Source organism: Ruegeria sp. BG3 (genome assembly GCF_056538485.1).
The window spans coordinates 240,468-258,944 of sequence record NZ_JBQFTE010000004.1 but is presented as its reverse complement, the minus strand read 5'-3'; the positions used below and the strand labels follow the sequence as shown (position 1 = coordinate 258,944).

General features: G+C 59.2%; 16 protein-coding genes. 8 read left to right on the top strand and 8 right to left on the bottom strand.

Annotated features, from left to right (window positions below):
* Positions 1 to 25 precede the first annotated feature (25 nt).
* The 5 genes from dnaN to mutM all read right to left on the bottom strand — a co-directional run bounded on the left by dnaN (position 26) and on the right by mutM (position 5,463).
* The gene (gene dnaN, locus ACR0AI_RS08815; RefSeq protein WP_170351930.1) at positions 26 to 1,147 is read right to left on the bottom strand and encodes a DNA polymerase III subunit beta; all 1,122 of its coding nucleotides are present in this window, start codon (positions 1,145 to 1,147) and stop codon (positions 26 to 28) included.
* Between the two features lie 224 nt (positions 1,148 to 1,371).
* Positions 1,372 to 2,748, bottom strand: a complete 1,377-nt coding sequence (gene dnaA / locus ACR0AI_RS08810; RefSeq protein WP_480668738.1) for a chromosomal replication initiator protein DnaA — start codon at positions 2,746 to 2,748, stop codon at positions 1,372 to 1,374.
* A 530-nt stretch (positions 2,749 to 3,278) separates the two neighbouring features.
* Positions 3,279 to 3,542 carry a 30S ribosomal protein S20 gene (rpsT, locus tag ACR0AI_RS08805; RefSeq protein WP_142638226.1) on the bottom strand — a complete coding sequence of 88 codons (264 nt, stop codon included), beginning with the start codon at positions 3,540 to 3,542 and terminating at the stop codon, positions 3,279 to 3,281.
* A gap of 226 nt (positions 3,543 to 3,768) precedes the next feature.
* Positions 3,769 to 4,545, bottom strand: coding sequence for an enoyl-CoA hydratase (locus ACR0AI_RS08800; protein ID WP_480673245.1), 777 nt, complete (start codon positions 4,543 to 4,545; stop codon positions 3,769 to 3,771).
* Positions 4,546 to 4,611: 66 nt separating this feature from the next.
* Positions 4,612 to 5,463, bottom strand: a complete 852-nt coding sequence (gene mutM, locus ACR0AI_RS08795) for a bifunctional DNA-formamidopyrimidine glycosylase/DNA-(apurinic or apyrimidinic site) lyase (protein ID WP_480673243.1) — start codon at positions 5,461 to 5,463, stop codon at positions 4,612 to 4,614.
* Positions 5,464 to 5,549: 86 nt separating this feature from the next.
* Between mutM and ubiE the strand changes: the two genes are divergently transcribed.
* Positions 5,550 to 6,302 carry a bifunctional demethylmenaquinone methyltransferase/2-methoxy-6-polyprenyl-1,4-benzoquinol methylase UbiE gene (gene ubiE, locus ACR0AI_RS08790; protein ID WP_480673241.1) on the top strand — a complete coding sequence of 251 codons (753 nt, stop codon included), beginning with the start codon at positions 5,550 to 5,552 and terminating at the stop codon, positions 6,300 to 6,302.
* Positions 6,303 to 7,832, top strand: a complete 1,530-nt coding sequence (gene ubiB / locus ACR0AI_RS08785; RefSeq protein WP_480673239.1) for a 2-polyprenylphenol 6-hydroxylase — start codon at positions 6,303 to 6,305, stop codon at positions 7,830 to 7,832.
* Positions 7,833 to 7,928: 96 nt separating this feature from the next.
* On the opposite strand, the gene ACR0AI_RS08780 is transcribed toward ubiB, so the two are convergent.
* Positions 7,929 to 9,104 carry an acetyl-CoA C-acyltransferase family protein gene (locus ACR0AI_RS08780; RefSeq protein ID WP_419741304.1) on the bottom strand — a complete coding sequence of 392 codons (1,176 nt, stop codon included), beginning with the start codon at positions 9,102 to 9,104 and terminating at the stop codon, positions 7,929 to 7,931.
* A 118-nt stretch (positions 9,105 to 9,222) separates the two neighbouring features.
* Here ACR0AI_RS08780 and ACR0AI_RS08775 point away from each other — a divergent pair, with 118 nt between their 5' ends.
* The 6 genes from ACR0AI_RS08775 to ACR0AI_RS08750 all read left to right on the top strand — a co-directional run bounded on the left by ACR0AI_RS08775 (position 9,223) and on the right by ACR0AI_RS08750 (position 14,948).
* Positions 9,223 to 9,786, top strand: coding sequence for an XRE family transcriptional regulator (locus tag ACR0AI_RS08775; protein ID WP_170550269.1), 564 nt, complete (start codon positions 9,223 to 9,225; stop codon positions 9,784 to 9,786).
* A 200-nt stretch (positions 9,787 to 9,986) separates the two neighbouring features.
* Positions 9,987 to 11,174: a glycine C-acetyltransferase gene (locus tag ACR0AI_RS08770; RefSeq protein ID WP_480673236.1), complete on the top strand. Its 1,188-nt coding sequence runs from the start codon at positions 9,987 to 9,989 to the stop codon at positions 11,172 to 11,174.
* Entirely contained in the window at positions 11,171 to 12,121 is a 951-nt protein-coding gene (locus ACR0AI_RS08765) for a PLP-dependent cysteine synthase family protein (RefSeq protein ID WP_480673235.1), read from the top strand. Before ACR0AI_RS08770 ends, ACR0AI_RS08765 begins: the two co-directional genes overlap by 4 nt.
* Positions 12,122 to 12,140: 19 nt before the next feature.
* Positions 12,141 to 13,169 (top strand): L-threonine 3-dehydrogenase, encoded by a 1,029-nt coding sequence (gene tdh / locus ACR0AI_RS08760; protein WP_480673361.1) that lies wholly within the window; start codon positions 12,141 to 12,143, stop codon positions 13,167 to 13,169.
* Positions 13,170 to 13,233: 64 nt separating this feature from the next.
* Positions 13,234 to 14,109: a tryptophan 2,3-dioxygenase gene (locus ACR0AI_RS08755; RefSeq protein ID WP_480673233.1), complete on the top strand. Its 876-nt coding sequence runs from the start codon at positions 13,234 to 13,236 to the stop codon at positions 14,107 to 14,109.
* On the top strand, positions 14,109 to 14,948 hold the full coding sequence (locus ACR0AI_RS08750) for an alpha/beta hydrolase (protein ID WP_480673231.1): 840 nt from the start codon (positions 14,109 to 14,111) through the stop codon (positions 14,946 to 14,948). The genes ACR0AI_RS08755 and ACR0AI_RS08750 overlap by 1 nt, the downstream gene beginning before the upstream one ends.
* Positions 14,949 to 14,976: 28 nt before the next feature.
* Here ACR0AI_RS08750 and ACR0AI_RS08745 read toward each other — a convergent pair whose 3' ends face one another.
* A complete protein-coding gene (locus tag ACR0AI_RS08745; protein ID WP_480673229.1) occupies positions 14,977 to 15,741 on the bottom strand; it encodes a caspase family protein in 765 nt (254 codons plus the stop codon).
* A gap of 260 nt (positions 15,742 to 16,001) precedes the next feature.
* On the bottom strand, positions 16,002 to 18,476 hold the full coding sequence (infB, locus tag ACR0AI_RS08740) for a translation initiation factor IF-2 (protein ID WP_480673227.1): 2,475 nt from the start codon (positions 18,474 to 18,476) through the stop codon (positions 16,002 to 16,004).
* Between the last annotated feature and the right edge of the window lies 1 nt (position 18,477).

The following is an 18,477-nucleotide window of genomic DNA, read 5'->3' as shown; positions in this document are numbered from 1 at the left end:
CCGGAGGCATCGCGCGCCAGCGCGATCAGACGCGCATCGGCATGACGACGTAAACCGCGCTCAGATCGTTGCCTTCGCGCATCAAAGTCGGGTCACCGGCCGAGTTAAACAGGAATACCGCATTCTCACGATCCACCTGCGATGCAATCTCGAGCAGGTATTTCGCGTTGAACCCAATCTCGAGACGTTCATCGCCATAAGCAACGGCCAACTCTTCCTCAGCCGCGCCGCTATCCGGGGCATTGACCGACAGCACCAGCTTATCCGCATCCAGTTGCAGCTTAACAGCGCGCGAACGCTCTGACGAAACCGTTGCAACCCGATCCACGGCTTGCGCGAACTCGGCAGCATCCACTTCCAGTTGGCGCGTATTGCCCTGCGGAATAACGCGCGTGTAGTCGGGGAAAGTACCGTCAATGACTTTTGAGGTCAGCGTGATATCCGGCGTGGCAAAGCGCACCTTGGTTTCGCTGACAGAAACTGCGATATCCATCTCGTCATCGTCCAGCAGCTTGCGCAGCTCACCCACTGTTTTACGCGGCACGATCACACCGGGCATGTCCGCAGCACCATCCGGCAGGTCCGCATCAATCCGCGCCAGACGGTGACCATCGGTGGCCACGCAGCGCAGAACCTTGCCGCCTTCGGACCCGTCCGCGACATGCATGTAGACACCGTTCAGATAGTACCGCGTCTCTTCGGTCGAGATGGCGAATTTCGATTTGTCGAACAAGCGACGTAACAACGCCGCCGACGCGGTGAAATTCGACTGATATTCCGAGGACGCCATGACCGGGAAATCCTCTTTCGGCAAGGTCGCCAAAGAAAAGTTCGAACGTCCCGCCTCAACCGTCAGACGGCCAGCGGCGCTGTCGGCTGTCAGGGTGACCAGCGCGCCATCCGGTAGTTTGCGCACAATTTCATGCAGGGTCGTGGCGGCCACGGTCGTCGCACCGGCCTTTTCGACCTGCGCAGGCGCTTTGTCGACAACCTCGATATCCAGATCGGTGGCTCGGAACAGGGCTTGGTCGCCTTCGGCCTCGATCAGCACATTGGCAAGGATCGGGATCGTGTTGCGACGTTCCACAACGGATTGGGCCTGGGAAACGGCCTTGAGAAGGGTGCCGCGTTCGATGCTGATCTTCATACCCTTTGTTCCTCTGACTTGCGTGCCGACATGGGCGGGACTGGCACGTTAGCGTCTCAGCCCTGAGGCACAAGGATTTTTTACCGATTTCTGGGTGGGAATACCCCGGTGGTCAAGAGGCACGCGCGCGAAACGCGTCCATTCCTCCGCAACCGTGGAGATTAGCGCACAAGTAAATGCCCCGGACGCACTGGCGCGGGGCATTTGCCGACAATGGGTGCGGTTCAGGCCTCTAGCGAGCGGCGCAGCATTTCCACGTCTTCTGCGATCTGACCATCAGTTGTCTTCAGCTCTTCGATGCGCTTGACCCCGTGCATGACGGTTGTGTGGTCGCGCCCTCCGAAACGGCGGCCGATCTCTGGTAGAGAGCGGCTGGTTAGTTGCTTGCACAGATACATGGCCACCTGACGCGGACGAGCATAGGACCGCAGGCGCTTGGGGCCGATAATGTCGGACAGGCGAATGTTGTAGTAATCCGACACTTTGCGCTGGATTTCCTCAACGGTGATCTTGCGCTCTGAGGCGCGCAGCACGTCTGCCAGACAGTCCTGCGTCAGCTCCATGTCGATCTCACGGCCCACCAGCGAGGCAAAGGCAAACAGACGGGTCAGAGCGCCTTCGAGAACGCGCACATTGGTCGAGATGCGATGCGCCAGAAACTCCAGCACGCCATCGGCGATGACCAGATCGGGATAGGTAGCGATATGCTGCTGGACCTTGTTCTGCAGAATGCCCAGACGCAATTCGTAGTCGGTGGGATGCAAGTCAACGACCAGACCGCATTGCAGGCGCGATTTTACGCGATCTTCCAGATCCTTGATCTCACCCGGGGCGCGGTCGGCCGAGATGATGATCTGTTTGTTCTGGTCCACCAGAGCGTTGAAGGTGTGAAAGAACTCTTCCTGGGTCGAATCCTTACCTGCGATGAACTGCACATCGTCCACCATCAGCACATCGACCGAGCGGAACAAATGTTTGAAATCCATCATCCGGCGTTCGCGCAAAGCCTGTACAAAGCGATACATGAACTGTTCCGCGGATAGATAAAGCACGTTCAGCTCGGGGCTTTTGGTCTTCAGCTCCCATGCGATGGCGTGCATCAGGTGGGTTTTACCCAGCCCAACACCGCCATAGAGAACCAGCGGGTTGAACGTGACCGGGCCACCTTCGGCTACGCGGCGCGCGGCGGCATGGGCCAGTTCGTTAGGTTTGCCGACAACGAAGCTGTCGAAGGTAAAGCGCGCATCCAAGGGGGCGGCTTGCAGATCCTCAAGCGCCGCATTGGCGGACTCCGCAACCGGTGCAGCAACTTCTGTCAGCTTGGGTTCATCCGTGACAACTGCCGGTCGGGTGGTCGAATTGGCAGCTGCCTTGAAAGCAAGACGTTGGACCGTCTCACCCGCGGTATTCAGTTCATACAGAATCAAATCTGCAAAATTCTGGCTGACGTAATTCCCCATGAAGTTGGTCGGCACCGAGAACACGGCTACACCATCCTGCAGCTCCTGAAATTCCAGAGGCTCAATCCAGGTGGTGAAGTTGTTCTTACCAACGGCCTTCAGTAGTTTGCTACGCAGTTGTCCCCATTTCTCTTGTGTCATCAAGCGCCTCACGCATCCCATTTTTTTTGACCTGTCGGTCTTATCAATCGTCGCCGGTTTCCCGGTCATTGACGTTCACGCACAAGGGTACCCTGCGCCGGACTGTCCCATCCGGCGGGTAAATGAACACTCAGCATGCACAAATCGTATCCCGCAGCAGGATCCCGGAAAACCGGGGCACGCGTCGTAACCCAATTGTTTGACAGGGCTGAGATCATCGGAAAACCCGAGACCCAGAGCAGATCGTTTCACCGGCCATGGCCGGTTTTCGAACGCTGGTTCCTGATGTCTGACTGATGCCCGTCAGTCAAATGTCCGGAACAGCCTGTCCCCCCAAGCGAGTGAATCGCTGACTCAGTGGTAGCAAGATGTTGCCTGTCGCAGCAACGAAACTCTGATATTGACTCGGGGTTCAGGGCGAAAGAATCTCTCGACTTCGTGAGGTCGCGGCTTTCTGGCAACAAACACGAAAGGCGCCGCAATGCGCGACGCCTTTACGTAGGAAAACGCTTGACGCGTCCTAGCGGGAATCAACCCAGCGCTTTTACGCGTGCCGACAGGCGCGACATTTTACGCGATGCGGTGTTCTTGTGGAAAACGCCTTTGGTGACGCCGCGCATCAGTTCAGGCTGAGCTGCGCGCAGAGCTGCGGTTGCAGCGTCTTTGTCGCCGGAAGCGATCGCTTCTTCAACTTTGCGCAGGTAGGTGCGGATGCGCGAACGGCGTGCTTTGTTTACGGCGAAACGCTTTTCGTTCTGACGGGCGCGTTTCTTTGCCTGGGGCGAATTTGCCATGTGTCTCTGACCTTTGTTCGGTACGGTTATCTAGGGTTGCGCGCCACGGATTTATCCGCACCGGATCAGAAATCACGAGTGTGAGTCGGGCCAAGCGGGCCGCACGCGCATGTATGACGGCGCTCTCTACCCAAGTTTTACGGGTTTGCCAAGCCGATTCTTGCCTCGTACGCCCAACAAAAAAGGCAGGCCACCGCCTGCCCTTCCGGAATTCTTTGTCGCGACGCTACTTGTCGCGGAATTGCGCGGCGCGTTTTTCCAGAAACGCCGCCATGCCCTCTTTCTGGTCTTCGGTCGCGAACATCGAATGAAAGACGCGACGCTCGAACAGAAGACCTTCGCTCAGCGGTAGCTCATAGCTGCGATTCACGGCCTCTTTGGCCGCTGCAGCCGTTAGCAAAGATTTCTCAGCAATCTTATGGGCTGCACCCACAGCTTCCTCGATCAGCTTCTTCGCAGGAACCACGCGGCTGACAAGACCTGCGCGCTCAGCTTCTTCGGCGTCCATGAAGCGACCGGTCAGGTTCATGTCCATCGCCTTGGACTTGCCGACAAAGCGGGTCAGGCGCTGGGTGCCGCCGATACCGGCTATAACGCCCAGATTGATCTCGGGCTGGCCGAACTTGGCGGTGTCTGCGGCGATTATGAAATCGCATATCATGGCCAATTCGCAGCCGCCGCCCAGCGCGTAGCCCGCAACCGCCGCGATTATGGGTTTGCGAATGGCCGAGACACGCTCGTTGACCGAGGCAAACAGGTCGGTGCTGAACACATCGACAAAGCTCATCTCGGACATTTCCTTGATGTCCGCACCTGCGGCAAACGCCTTGTCCGAGCCGGTCAGCACGATGCAGCGCACCTTGTCGTTTTGATCCGCCTCTTCCAGCGCGTTGCACAGCTCACCCACCAATTGGGTGTTCAGCGCGTTCATCGCATCTGGTCGGTCGAGTTTGATAAGGGCGACGTGGTCTTCGATTTCGACGATGATCGTCTCAAAAGCCATGAGGTATAAGCTTCCGGTTGTTCCGTTCAGGTACGATTCCTTAACACGCGATTTCGCTGGATCAAGCTATCTTTGGCATTGCGCACAATAGAAGGATGAGCGACCGGACTGGGTGATTCTCTTGATTTCAGCACCGCAGCCCTGGGTTCGGCAGGGTTCTCCTTCGCGGCCATAGACATCAAAGCTGTGCTGAAAATATCCAAGTTCTCCATCGGCTTGACGGAAATCTTTCAGGGATGACCCCCCTGCCTCGATCGCGTCCTGCAACACCTGCCGGATGATCGGCACAAGGGCTGCGACACGCGCCGCAGAAATCTGTCCGGCCTTGCGACGTGGCGACACCTTGCCGCGATAAAGCGCCTCGCAAACGTAAATATTCCCCAACCCGGCAACGATTCCCTGATCCAGAAGTGCCGATTTGACCGGCGTGTTCTTGCCCTTGAACGCGTCAATCAGGTGCTGTTCGTGAAAATCATTGCCCAATGGCTCTGGCCCCAGAACAGACAGCAGTTTGTGGTCTTCTGCGGTTGCGGTTGGCAGCAAATCCATAGCTCCGAACCGGCGGGGATCGTTGAACGTCACGCGGGCCCCATTGGCCATGTGGAACACGACATGGTCATGCTTTTCGGGCATTGGATGGTCATGGACGAACTGCCCCAGCGGGTCACCTGATACCGTCATACGCCCCGACATGCCCAAGTGAATCAACAACGTCTCGCCACTGCTGAGATCCGCCAGAATGTATTTGGAACGTCGCCTTAGCCGATCCACCCGCTGTCCCGTCAGTCTCTCGGCCATACGCTCCGGGAAGGGCCAACGCAGATCGGGGCGGTTCACATCTGCACGCTCGATTACCACCCCCTCCATCGCAGGGGTCAGGCCGCGTCTTACTGTCTCGACCTCGGGCAATTCGGGCATTAGATGGCTCCTATTCCAAAGGGCCGCATTGTGCCCGCCTCTGATGGCCCTATAACAGAGGCGAAATTCGACAAACGGCAAGGCAAATGTCCGACAACAGCGACAAGACCACTCATTTCGGGTTCGAAACCGTCCGCGAGGCTGACAAGGCCGGGCGCGTACAGGGCGTTTTCAATTCGGTGGCCTCGAAATACGACGTGATGAATGATGTCATGTCGATGGGCATCCATCGGGTTTGGAAAGACGCGATGATGGACTGGCTTGCCCCGCGCCCCGGTCAGCGCCTGCTGGACGTCGCCGGCGGCACCGGAGACATCTCGTTCCGCTTTCTCAAACGCGCGGGCTATGGCCACGCCACCGTTCTGGACCTGACCGAGCCGATGCTGGTCGAGGGCCGCCAACGGGCTGAGGCCGACCAGATGTCGGACAGCCTGAACTGGGTCGTCGGCGATGCGATGTCCCTGCCGTTCGAGGACAACACCTTCGACGTCTATACGATCTCCTTCGGCATTCGGAACGTCACCCGCCCGCAAAGGGCGCTGAACGAGGCCTACCGCGTGTTGAAACCCGGCGGCCGCCTGATAGTGCTGGAATTCAGCCAATTGCCAAATGACGGGCTGCAAAAACTCTATGACCTCTACAGCTTCAACGTCATCCCACGCATGGGCAAGCTGATCGCCAATGACTACGACAGCTACCAGTACCTCGTGGAATCGATCCGCAAGTTCCCCGATCAGGAGACATTCCTGGGCATGGTTCGCACTGCCGGTTTTGAGAACGCCAAATACCGCAACCTGAGCATGGGAATCGCCGCGCTGCATTCCGGCTGGAAGATCTAAATGCGCGGCCCTCACAACATCATGCGCCTGATCCGCACAGGCGCCACGCTAGAGCGCACAGGCGCGATGAATGTCGTGCTGGACGCGTTCGAAGCCCCCCGCGCGGTCCGCTTTGTCGCCCACGCGCTCGGCAAACCGTTTCAATGGCTTGGGTACAAGGGCGACCCCGAGATGCCCCCTGCCACACGCGCCCTGACGGCGCTGGGTCCGGCGTATATCAAATTCGGACAGGTCCTGTCGACCCGACCCGACGTGGTTGGCAACGAACTGGCCGAGCAACTGCGCGTATTGCAGGACAAGCTGCCCCCATTCCCGAAGGCCGAGGCCATGGCTGAGGTCGAGAAGGAGCTGGGCCAGCCGATCTCGGACATGTTCAGCGAGTTCAGCGAACCGATCGCTGCAGCCTCGATCGCTCAGGTTCACAAGGCCAAGCTGGCGACCACAGGCGAAGACGTCGCCGTCAAAGTCCTGCGTCCGGGAATCGAGCGCGCTTTCCGCAAGGATGTTGACGCGTTCTATTTCGCCGCACGCATGGTACAACTTTGCGCGCCTGGCGCGCGCCGCCTCCGTCCAATGGAAGTGATCGAACACTTCGATGGCGTGGTTCGGGGTGAGCTGGATCTGCGTCTGGAAAGCTCAGCAGCCTCAGAATACGCCGCCAACACCAAGGATGATGCCGGGTTCTGGTTGCCTCCGGTTGTGTGGTCCCTGTCCGCGCGCCGGGTGATGACACTCAGCTGGGCGGATGGCATCCCGCTTGGCGACAACGACGCTCTGGACGCCGCGGGCCATAACCGCCGCGATCTGGGCGAGCGTGTCCTACGCCTGTTCCTGTTGCACGCCCTGCGCGATGGCTACTTCCACGCTGACATGCACCAGGGCAACCTGAAGGTCGCCGCCAATAGCGATATCATCGCCTATGACTACGGCATCATGGGCCATATCGACGAATACACCCGCCGGGTTTATGCCGAGATCCTGTTCGGCTTCATCCGTCGCGACTACAAACGCGTGGCCGAGGTTCATTTCGAGGCCGGATATGTCCCAGCCAATCAAGACGTCGACGAATTCGCCCGCGCCCTGCGCGCTGTGGGCGAGCCCATCTTCGGCATGGACGCCACCCATATCTCGATGGGCCGCCTGCTGAACTACCTGTTCGAAGTCACCGAACGCTTTGGCATGGAAACCCGAACCGAGCTGATCCTGCTTCAGCGGACCATGGTTGTGGTTGAAGGCGTCGCCCGCTCACTCGATCCGCATATCAATATATGGGAGGTCGCGCGCCCGGTCGTCGAGGATTACATTAAGAAATCCATCGGCCCGCGCGCGGCGCTCCGCGACTTTGGCAAAACCGCGCTGGTTCTGGCACGGTTCGGCCCACGTCTGCCTGCGCTGGTGGAAGACGCTCTGATCGCACAAACCCAGAAAGACGATCAGTCCAACTCCCGCCTGTGGTCCAAAGCCCTTCCCGCCACGCTCGGAGCCGTGGCAGGCGCTGCTTTGGTCCTGTTGCTAACAGCGCTCAGCTAGGCGCCAGCCGCCTGCTTCATCTGGCTGAAAATATCCTCGGGGGGAATTGCGCTTAAGGCGCGATGGGGGGCAGACAGCCCCCTGCCCAACTCGAGGTCAGAGCCGCTCTATGGCAATCGCAATACCCTGACCACCGCCGATACACATGGTGATCAGACCTTTGGAACCTCCAGTCCGCTCTAACTCATACAAAGCCTTCAGCGTGATGATCGCACCAGTCGCACCCACCGGGTGACCCAACGCAATCGCACCACCGTTCGGGTTTACCTTGGCGGCATCTAGACCCAGCTCTTTATTCACGGCCAGAGCCTGCGAAGCAAAGGCTTCGTTGCTTTCGATCACGTCGAAGTCTTCCACCGTCAGGCCGGTCTTGGCCAGCAGGTTCTGAACCGCAGGCACCGGACCAATGCCCATCACCTCGGGGCGGACACCGGCGTGGCCGTAACCCAGAATACGCGCTTTCGGCTTCAGACCAGCCTTCTCTGCCGCGCCTGCCGTGGCCAGAACCATCGCTGCCGCGCCATCATTGATGCCAGAGGCGTTGCCCGCCGTCACCCGGCCATCCTTCTTGAACGCCGGACGCAGACCCGCCAGCGCCTCAATCGAGGTCGCCTTGGGATGCTCGTCGACCATGAAATCAACCATGTCGCGCTTAACCTTGACCTGAACCGGCGCGATCTGGCTCTGGAAAAATCCTGCCTCAATGGCCGCTGCGGCACGGGTCTGGCTGGTTATAGCAAACTCATCCATCTGCTCGCGTGTGACTTGATGTTCATCAGCGACGTTCTCAGCTGTCACACCCATATGTCCGGTACCAAAGGGGCAGTTCAGCGCACCCAACATCATGTCCAGCGATTTGATATCGCCCATCTTGGCACCCCAGCGCGCCTGCTGCAGGATGTAGGGGCTGCGCGACATGCTCTCAGCCCCACCAGCCACAGCAAAGTCGGCATCGCCCAACATCAGCGACTGTACCGCCGACACAATTGCCTGCGCCCCCGATCCACACAGACGGTTCACGTTCATCGCGGGGGTTTCGACCGGGATACCTGCCTGTTTGGCCGCCGCACGCGACAGATACATGTCGCGCGGTTCGGTGTTTATCACATGGCCAAAGACAACATTGCCAATCTGGCCGCCTTCGACGCCCGATTTCTCCATCGCGGCTTCGGTCACAACGGTCGCCAGGTCAATCGGTGCGGTCGAGGCCAGAGCACCCCCAAACGTTCCAACAGCCGTACGGGCCCCATCCAGAATGACGATATCTTTCATGTCTCTTCTCCTCTTGGATTTGGTGGCACTATTACGCCCAGTTGGCGCGTTGTCCTATACGACGTACCGTCACAAGCAGAATTGACAACCCATCGGGAAAAGCGCATCAGATTCCGTCATGACGGAAAACACGGACGATATCCTGACCCTTCTGCCCGCCCGCCTGAAAGAGGCGCGTCGCGCCAAGGGCCTGTCGCTGGAAGCTGTTGCCAATCTCAGCGGCGTATCTCGATCAATGGTCAGTCAGATCGAACGGGGCGAAAGCAGCCCGACAATCTCAACCCTGTGGAACCTGACGCGGGCCTTGCAGGTGGATTTCGCAGGGCTGCTGGAAGAGACCAAGACCTCAGATCAGATCGAAGTTCTGCGCCAGGCCGAGGTGCCCAGCATCGACAACATGGGCACAAACTGTCGGATCCGTATCCTGTCGCCCCCGGAAGAGGCCGGAGGGCATGAGGTCTACGACATCCGCTTTGACCACGACGGGACACTGAACAGCCAGCCGCATGCCCGCGGCACACGCGAACAGTTGACGGTTCTGGAGGGCGCGGTGCGCGTAACCTCGGGCACTGCGATATCTGAGATGCAACAGGGCGACACCGCCCGCTATGCGGCTGATGTGACCCATTCCATTGCCTCAATAGGCCCCGCGCGGGTTTTTTTGATAGTCAAGAACGCCTAAATCGTTTTGCGTTTTACCCGAGGCAAGTCCATCGAAATGCGCGTTCGACCGCAGGGAGAAGCAGCGTATTTCGTTTCAAATCAAACGAAATACGATATATTTTCCGCCTTCACGGAAATTTTTCCCGTATAGTGTAATTCTCCTATTTGGGAATTGCATCCGTTATGTTAGACACCCGACTCAGATGAACGGAGGTCGCCATGGCAGATGCATTCCTGTCCCATATCACGGACACCCTCGCGCAGATCGAATCCGAAGGTCTGTATAAACGCGAACGCATGATTACGTCTCCTCAGGGCGGTGAGATCACGGTGGGCGACAAGCAGGTCATCAACCTGTGCGCCAACAACTACCTGGGTCTTGCCGACCATCCCGCGCTGATCGACGCCGCCACAGATGCAATGGGCCCCAAAGGGTTCGGCATGGCCTCGGTCCGGTTTATCTGCGGAACGCAGGACACTCACCGCGAGTTGGAACATAAACTGGCCGAGTTCCTGAACAAGGATGATTCGATCCTGTTCGCCGCTTGTTTCGACGCAAACGGAGGGCTATTCGAACCCCTTCTCGGCCCAGAGGACGCAATCATCTCGGACAGTCTGAACCATGCCTCGATCATTGACGGGGTGCGGTTGTGCAAGGCCAAGCGCTATCGCTATCTGAACAACGACATGAACGATCTTGAGGCCTGGCTGAAGCAGGCGCGTGAGGACGGTGCGCGGCATATCATGATCGCGACTGATGGCGTGTTTTCAATGGATGGCTATCTGGCCAATCTGCCGAAAATCCGTGAGCTGGCCGATAAATACGACGCCATCGTCATGGTCGATGATTGCCACGCCACCGGATTTATGGGACCGAACGGCGCGGGCACGCCGGATCATTTCGGTGTCGATGTCGACATCCTGACGGGAACCTTGGGCAAAGCACTTGGAGGGGCAATCGGCGGTTATATCGCCGGGCCGCAGCCAGTGATCGACCTGCTGCGGCAGCGGGCGCGGCCCTATCTGTTCTCGAACTCGCTGCCGCCCTCCATTGTCGCCGCCGGGATTGAGGCGATCCGTCTGGTGCAGCAAGGCGACATGCTGCGCGCGCAGCTGTTCGGCAACGCCAAATACTGGCGGGCGGGGCTGGAGAAGCTGGGTTTTGACCTTTTGCCGGGTGAACACCCGATCATTCCGGTCATGCTGGGAGACGCGACTTTGGCGCAGGATATGGCGGCCCGGTTGTTTGACGAAGGCGTCTATGTCTCAGGCTTTTTCTTTCCCGTGGTCCCGCGCGGGCAGGCCCGGATCAGAACCCAGATGAACGCCGCACTGACAAGGCAGGAGCTTGACCAGGCGCTTGCCGCATTTGAGAAAGTCGGCAAAGAGCTTGGAGTCATCAAATGACCTTTGCCTCTGTCATCGACGCCATCGGCAATACCCCTTTGGTGGACCTGTCGCGCATCTGCCAGCAGCTTCAGCTGGACGGTCGCATTCTGGCCAAGCTGGACTATCTGTTGCCCGGATTCTCGAAAAAGGACCGCGCGGCAAAATCCATCATCGAAATGGCCTGCGCCGATGGAACGCTTGCGCCAGGGCAAACTGTTGTCGAGCTGACCTCGGGCAATATGGGAACCGGTCTGGCGATTGTCTGCGGAATCATGGGCCATCCGTTTGTCGCCGTGATGAGCGCCGGAAACTCGGTCGAGCGCGCGCGTATGATGCGGGCGCTGGGGGCAGAGGTGATCATCGTGCCGCAGGCCGAGGGCAGCAAACCGGGTGAGGTTTCGGGCGCTGATCTGGCGCTGGTGGATGAGGCGGCGCAGAAAGTCACAGCAGAACGCGGCGCGTTTCGCGCGGATCAGTTCGGTCATTCGGGTAACCCAATAGCGCATTCAACAGGGACCGGGCCGGAAATCTGGGAGCAGTCTGGCGGTGCGGTCACGGCCTTCTGTGATTTCGCCGGTTCAGGCGGCACCTTGGCCGGAGCAGCTGCATTCTTCGCGCCGCATGGCGTGCGGTGTTACGCCATCGAACCCGAGGGCGCACGGGCCTTGGCTGGTGAAGTCGTCGACACGCCCGACCATCCGATACAGGGCGGCGGCTATGCCATGGCTGACCTGACCCATGTGAACGGCGTCCCCCTCGCGGGGCACCTTTCGGTGTCAGGCAGCGCGGCCCGAGATTGCGCCCGGTTGCTCGCACGCAGCGAAGGGATCTTTGCCGGATACTCAGCCGGCGCGAACCTTGCCGCAGCGATCGATCTGCTGCGCGGCCCGGAGCGTGGCGGCTGCGTCGCGATCGTCATTTGCGACAGTGGCCTGAAATACCTGTCCACCGATTTATGGGAGTAGTGCAATGCGTCCCAATACGATGAAAGCACTGGAAAAATCCGAACCCAAGGAAGGCCTGTGGATGGTACAGGCTCCGGTGCCCGAGATCGGCTCGGATGAGGTGCTGATCCGGATCAACAAGACCGGCATCTGCGGGACTGACATTCACATCTGGAACTGGGACGACTGGGCGGCCGCCACCGTGCCCGTTCCAATGATCACCGGCCATGAGTTCGCGGGTGAGATCGTTGAGGTCGGCCGAAACGTAACCGGGCTTGAGATCGGGCAGCGCTGCTCGGGCGAGGGGCACCTGATCGGAACAGACAGCCGTCAGAGCCGCGCGGGCAAGTTCCACCTTGACCCCGGCACGCGCGGCATAGGCGTCAACGAACAAGGCGCGTTTGCGCAATTTCTGAAACTGCCTGCCTTTAACGTCGTCCCCCTACCCGACGACGTGCCAGACGAAATCGGGGCTATCCTCGACCCTCTTGGAAACGCCGTTCACACCGCCCTCAGCTTTGATCTGCTGGGAGAGGATGTGCTGATCACGGGCGCTGGGCCGATTGGCATCATGTCCGCAGCCGTCGCCCGCCACGCAGGCGCCCGCAATGTGGTCATCACCGACATCAACCCCGACCGCCTGAAACTGGCCGAACACGTTGTGCCAACGGTCCGCGCAGTCGATGTCTCCAAAGAGGACCTGCAAGATGTCATCGCTGAGCTGGGATTGAAGGAAGGTTTCGATGTGGGGCTGGAAATGTCCGGCTCGCAAGTCGCGCTGGATCAAATGGTCGAGGCATTGGTTATGGGCGGAAAGATCGCTCTGCTGGGTATTCCGCCAGGAAAATCTCCTGTCGATTGGTCCCGCATCGTGTTCAAGGCCATCACCATCAAGGGCGTCTACGGGCGTGAGATGTTCGAGACCTGGTACAAGATGATCGCCATGCTGCAAAACGGTCTGGATGTCAGCCGTGTGATCACCCACCAGATGAAGGTCGACGATTTTGCCGAAGGGTTTGCCGCCATGAAATCTGGTCAATCCGGCAAGGTGGTTCTCGACTGGACCTGACCCTCTGGCGCTGCGCGGGCTGACCCCTTACACATCGGGGAACCTCAGGCGTTTGGAGGAGCAAATGAGCGACACTGACAGGTATCTGGAACGCGGGATCGAAGACTCTCTGGTCACCGATTTCACCGAGACCCATCGCAAAAGCTATGGCGATTTTCTGCAACTCAAGACGCTGCTGAACCTGCAGAAGACATTTCAAGACCCCGCCCAGCCCGATGAGATGTTGTTCATCATCATCCATCAGGTCAGCGAGCTGTGGCTGAAACTGATGCACCATCAACTCGTCGAGGTGCGCCGCTTCCTGCAGCAGGACGCGTTTGGCCCGGCGATGAAAAACCTCGACCGCATCAAAGCCATCCAGCATCAGTTGATTGCGGCTTGGGAAACCCTGCTGACCATGACGCCCGCCGACTACATGACCTTTCGGCAGGCTCTTGGCAGTTCCTCCGGGTTCCAAAGCTATGGCTACCGCCAGATCGAGTTCATTCTGGGCAACAAGGACCCCTCGACCCTGAAGGTCCACGCCCATGATCCCGAAGTCATGGAGATGCTGAACGCAGCACTTACCAAGCCGTCGCTCTATGACGAGGTGCTGCACATGCTGGCCCGTCAGGGCTTCGACGTGCCGCAGGACCTGCTGGAGAGGGACTATGCGCAGCCCTACTCCGGTGATCCTCGGGTGGTCAAAATCTGGGTTCAGGTCTTTCGCGAGACCGAAAAAAACTGGGAGCTTTATGCGCTGGCAGAGAAGCTGATGGATGTGGAATGCCTGTTCCAACGGTGGCGGTTCGATCATGCGACCGCCGTTGAACGTGTCATCGGGATGCAGCCGGGAACAGGAGGCTCCAGCGGCGTCGGCTTCTTACGCAAAGCATTGGAATTGCGCTTCTTCCACGATTTGTATGATATGCGCACACAACTGATCTATGCGGGGGACTGATGCTGTATCGCGGGTTTTCACAAGCTGAACTGGAACAGGAATATTCGCCGAGATCAATGATCGGTGGTGACCTGACGCCTTATATTGCCAGCTATAGCGCCCTCAGTGCGCAGGCGAGGGCCAGTCTGACGGTTCAGGAAAATCTTTCCTATGGTGCAGGCCCCGCGCAGGTTCTGGATTATTTCCCGGCGGCCGAGGCAGGCGCGCCGCTGCATGTGTTTATCCATGGCGGCTATTGGCAGGCCCTTAGCCAGCGCGAGTCCGCCATGATGGCACCGGCGCTGATTGAAGCGGGTCAGGCTTTCGCAACATTGAACTATACTCTGGCCCCTGATGCCCGCATCGCGGACATGATCGACGAGTGCCGTGATGCACTGCTCTGGTTGGCGACGCAGGCTGAGTCGCTGGGGTTTGATCCCAGCAGAATAACCTTGTCAGGGCACAGCGCCGGGGCGCAATTGGCCAGCATGGTTATGGCGCAATCTGCAAACGCTCTGGCCCGCGCCGGGTTGCGGGTGCGCGATGTGATCTTGATCAGCGGGGTTTACGATCTGGAGCCGATCAGCCTGACCTCGGTCAACGATCCGCTGCAACTGACCCCGGTTGAGGTCAACGACCTGTCCCCCATCCGTCACGTGCCCCGCCCCGGACCGCGCTACCACGTGACCGTGGCTGAGAGGGACACACCGGAATTCATCCGTCAAAGCCGCGACTACGCCGAGCACCTGCGCAAGGCCGGACATTCTGTCAGCTTCGATCTGAAAAAAGGGATGCAACATTTCGATATCATCATGCATCCAGCAACGTTCACAGCTTCAAAGCAGTCTGGAACGTCCTAGTCTTCCCGACGCGCGGGGCTGGCCCCAGTTAATTCAAACTCGGGTCCTTGATGCCAATCCGTATGTTCAGGGATGACCGGGCCCAAGGGGATTGCACTCCGTCCGTTTCGCCAATCACTTCCGTGCGCACCTGATCAAACATCTGCTCAAGAGTTAAACCTCGGGTCCCGACGGCGCGCGCAATGGCTGCTGTGTAGGGGCTGTTGGCTCCGGTCCCGTCCAGTGCGACGTCGCCGGGTCCGGTGGCATAGGCGATCAGGTTGTTCGTGCGGGCTGTCATACGCGCAAGCCCGTCGCCGACATCCAGTGCACCGTCCGTTTCACCACCAAAAGGATTGTCGCGGCACGCGTCCAGAATCATAACACTCACGGCCTGAGGTGTGTGAATGCGATCCAGAACCCATTCGGCCGGCACCGCCTGATCTGCAATATCGGCCTCGGACTGAATGTTTACGCCCAGCGGAAGCAGGTAGTTGAACTCATCACTGCGCACACCATGCCCGGCAAAATAGAACACCGCCAAAGCCTCGGACCCCGCCGCACGTACGGTACTGGCAAAAGCCTCGACCTCCTGCTCCATCTCTGCGCGACTTGCATCTGTCAGTGTCGTGACCGCAAAGCCCGCGCCGCGCAGTTCTTCGCTCATCAAGCGCGCGTCGTTCACAGGGTTGTCGAGGGCGGGGACACTTGTGTACCCAGCATTCCCGATCACGAGGGCGAACCGTTCATGCGCCGATGCGGGTCCGGCGATCAGGGTGATGACAAAGCAGAGTGCTGTAAAAATACGCGTCAAATCTATCTCCAAATCCTGTCGAACGAGAGAAGCAGGTCTCTGCGTTTAGTCCTTAAGTACTGCGGGTCCGTTCAATCCCGACCAACAGTAAATCAAGACCGGGCCTCGAAAGTCCATATACGAACTTGTTACAGCCTCCTGCAGAGCTTGAATGTAACAAGGAACACGTTGAACCAAAAAATAGACGTAGATCGCGATGTGCCCAAAAAAACAGCGGCCCAAGTCGAGCCGCTGTTTTCAAACCTACTTGTAGAACCGGATCAGTCCAGCGTGCGGGTGACTTCTTCGCGCTCGAAGATTTCGATCACGTCGCCTGCACGGATATCGTCGTAGTTCTCGAACGCCATACCGCATTCCTGACCCGACTGAACCTCGGCCACTTCGTCCTTGAAGCGCTTCAGCGTCTTCAGCGTACCTTCGTGGATCACCACGTTGTCGCGCAGCAGACGGACACCTGCGGAGCGGCGGGCAACGCCTTCGGTGACCAGACAGCCAGCGACCTTGCCGACGCCAGTGACCTTGAAGACTTCGCGGATCTCGGCGTAACCGATGAACTTCTCGCGGATCTCGGCGCTTAGCAGGCCGGATGCGGCCGCTTTCACATCATCCACGAGGTCATAGATCACCGAATAATAGCGGATCTCGACACCCTTCTGGTTCGCGGTGTTCCGTGCCGATGCGTTGGCACGGACGTTGAACCCGAAGATCGGTGCGCCGGAGGCTTCGGCCAGACCGACATCCGTCTCGGTGATCGCACCTACGCCCGAGTGCAGAACGCGCACGCGCACTTCGTCGTTGCCGATCTTTTCCATCGCCTGAACGATGGCTTCGGCCGAACCTTGTACGTCCGCCTTCATCAGAATCGGCAGCTCGGTGACGTTTTCGTCTTCCTTGGCCTTCTGCATCAGCTGCTCAAGGGTGGTCGCGGCACCAGCGGCGGCGCGTTTGTCCTTGGCGGCTTGCTCACGATAGGCAGCAATCTCACGGGCCTGCGCTTCGGTCTCGGTCACGTTCAGAACGTCGCCCGCTTCGGGCGTACCGTTGAGACCCAGAACCTCGACCGGAACCGACGGACCCGCTTCTTTGACGCGGTCGCCCTTGTCATTGATCAGCGCACGGACCTTACCGTATTGCTCACCCACAACGAAGATATCGCCCTGACGCAGCGTGCCGGTCTGAACCAGAACGGTGGCCACGGGGCCGCGGCCCACATCCAGCTGCGCCTCGATCACGGCACCTTGGGCGGCGCGGTCGGGGTTGGCTTTCAGCTCCAGAATTTCGGCCTGCAGCGCGATGGCTTCCAGCAGTTCATCCAAACCCTGACCGGTGATGGCAGAGACTTCGACGTCCTGAACCTCACCCGACATTTTCTCGACGATCACTTCATGCTGAAGCAGATCGGTCCGTACCTTGTCAGGGTTCGCATCTGGCTTGTCGACCTTGTTGATCGCCACGATCATCGGCACTCCGGCCGCTTTGGCGTGGTTGATCGCCTCGATGGTCTGCGGCATCACGGCATCGTCAGCCGCAACAACCAGAACCACGATATCCGTGACCTGAGCACCGCGCGACCGCATCGACGTAAACGCCGCGTGGCCCGGTGTATCCAGGAAGGTCAGCGTGGTGCCGCCATCGGTTTTTACCTGATACGCACCGATATGCTGGGTGATGCCACCAGCCTCACCTGCCACAACACGCGCGTCGCGGATCGCATCCAGCAGCGAGGTTTTACCGTGGTCAACGTGACCCATGATGGTGATGACCGGCGGACGCGGTTGCAGATCGTCTTCGCTGTCTTCGACCTCTTTGATGACGTCTTCAACGTCCGAATCGGAGACACGAGTGACCTTGTGGCCAAACTCTTCGATGATCAGTTCCGCAGTGTCAGCGTCGATGGTCTGGTTCTGAGTAACCATCATGCCCATCTGCATCAGCGATTTGACGACATCAGCCACACGCTCGGCCATACGGTTAGCCAGTTCAGAGACCATGATGGCCTCGGGCAGCTGCACGTCACGAATTACCTTTTCGCGTTCGACCGAACCGCCCATGGCTTTCTGACGCGCACGCTCTTGCTTGCGCTTCATCGCTGCCATCGAGCGTTGGCGGTTGCCTTCGCCACCGGTGGCCTGACCCAGTGTCAGCTTGCCTGAGCGGCGGTTGTCGTCGCGGCCTTTGCCACGACCGCGCTGTTCACGCTCACGATCCTGTTTGCGCGGAGCAGCCGCAGGTGCAGGCTTGCTGGCCGGGCTACGGGCCGCTTTGGGCTCTTCCGGGGCCGGGGCGGCAGCAGCGCGTTTGGCAGCTTCTTCCGCCTCTTGGCGCTTACGCTCTTCTTCTTCGGCCTTGGCGCGGGCTTTCTCTTCGGCCTCACGCTGTTCGCGTTCCTTGGCCTCTTGTTCCGCACGGCGACGGGCGCGTTCTTCTTCACGCGCTTTTTCAGCTGCCTCGCGGGCGGCGGCCTCTTCGACCTCGCGCGCTTTGGCGGCCTGCAATGCCTTCATCCGGCGGGCCATTTCCGCGTCGGAGATCCCGGCAGGACGGCGCGACGGATCACCCGAGGGCGTTGCTCCGCCACTCGGCTTCCCGGCACCCGGCTTGGGGACCACCACGCGTTTGCGTTTGGTTTCCACCACGACATTCTTGGTGCGTCCGTGGCTGAAACTCTGTTTCACATTTCCGGGGCGTGCCCCGCCACGAAGACCCAATGTCTTTTTGCCGTCATTATCGCTCATA

What these genes read in the sequence shown, in the direction of transcription:
- ACR0AI_RS08765 (WP_480673235.1), top strand. Translation starts at nt 11,171, where the DNA reads ATGACCTTTGCCTCTGTCATCGACGCCATCGGCAATACCCCTTTGGTG.
- ubiB (WP_480673239.1), top strand. Translation starts at nt 6,303, where the DNA reads ATGCGCGGCCCTCACAACATCATGCGCCTGATCCGCACAGGCGCCACG.
- tdh (WP_480673361.1), top strand. Translation starts at nt 12,141, where the DNA reads ATGAAAGCACTGGAAAAATCCGAACCCAAGGAAGGCCTGTGGATGGTA.
- dnaA (WP_480668738.1), bottom strand. Translation starts at nt 2,748, where the DNA reads ATGACACAAGAGAAATGGGGACAACTGCGTAGCAAACTACTGAAGGCC.
- ACR0AI_RS08755 (WP_480673233.1), top strand. Translation starts at nt 13,234, where the DNA reads ATGAGCGACACTGACAGGTATCTGGAACGCGGGATCGAAGACTCTCTG.
- rpsT (WP_142638226.1), bottom strand. Translation starts at nt 3,542, where the DNA reads ATGGCAAATTCGCCCCAGGCAAAGAAACGCGCCCGTCAGAACGAAAAG.
- dnaN (WP_170351930.1), bottom strand. Translation starts at nt 1,147, where the DNA reads ATGAAGATCAGCATCGAACGCGGCACCCTTCTCAAGGCCGTTTCCCAG.
- ACR0AI_RS08775 (WP_170550269.1), top strand. Translation starts at nt 9,223, where the DNA reads ATGACGGAAAACACGGACGATATCCTGACCCTTCTGCCCGCCCGCCTG.
- infB (WP_480673227.1), bottom strand. Translation starts at nt 18,476, where the DNA reads ATGAGCGATAATGACGGCAAAAAGACATTGGGTCTTCGTGGCGGGGCA.
- ACR0AI_RS08780 (WP_419741304.1), bottom strand. Translation starts at nt 9,104, where the DNA reads ATGAAAGATATCGTCATTCTGGATGGGGCCCGTACGGCTGTTGGAACG.
- ACR0AI_RS08770 (WP_480673236.1), top strand. Translation starts at nt 9,987, where the DNA reads ATGGCAGATGCATTCCTGTCCCATATCACGGACACCCTCGCGCAGATC.
- ACR0AI_RS08800 (WP_480673245.1), bottom strand. Translation starts at nt 4,545, where the DNA reads ATGGCTTTTGAGACGATCATCGTCGAAATCGAAGACCACGTCGCCCTT.
- mutM (WP_480673243.1), bottom strand. Translation starts at nt 5,463, where the DNA reads ATGCCCGAATTGCCCGAGGTCGAGACAGTAAGACGCGGCCTGACCCCT.
- ubiE (WP_480673241.1), top strand. Translation starts at nt 5,550, where the DNA reads ATGTCCGACAACAGCGACAAGACCACTCATTTCGGGTTCGAAACCGTC.
- ACR0AI_RS08750 (WP_480673231.1), top strand. Translation starts at nt 14,109, where the DNA reads ATGCTGTATCGCGGGTTTTCACAAGCTGAACTGGAACAGGAATATTCG.